Annotated in this window: 1 protein-coding gene; it reads left to right on the plus strand. The window is 62.3% G+C overall.

The features are described from left to right. Positions 1-134 precede the first annotated feature (134 nt). The coding region (locus ECTPHS_RS15310) for a helix-turn-helix domain-containing protein (protein WP_008933382.1) at positions 135-379 on the plus strand (245 nt) is incomplete at its 3' end.

Raw genomic sequence — 379 nt, forward strand, 5'->3', positions numbered from 1 at the left:
GTGTTAATGGCCAAGTAAAGTGCCCCACTACCGGCCAACGCTTTTGACCCACCCCCGAGGTGGCAGCGCTGCCACCATCCACCTACCGTGTCGGCTCCACCAAGGGTCGGGACGGAGACGTGAAGGACTGGGTAATGATTCACAAGATCAAAGCACTGCATGACGACGGACAGGGTCTGTCGATCCGCGCCATCGGCCAAGAACTGGGCATCTCGCGCAACACCGTCCGCAAGTACCTCCGCCAGGACGTGGCCACCATTGAGGCGGCGCAGTCGAGCCGGGAGCGAGAGAAGAAGCTCGACGCCCACCGCGACTATATCGTCCACCTGCTGCGTACCTTCCCTCGGCTGAGCAGCGTCAAGGTCGCCCGCAAGCTGCA

This window comes from Ectothiorhodospira sp. PHS-1 (assembly GCF_000225005.1).
Taxonomy (GTDB): domain Bacteria; phylum Pseudomonadota; class Gammaproteobacteria; order Ectothiorhodospirales; family Ectothiorhodospiraceae; genus Ectothiorhodospira.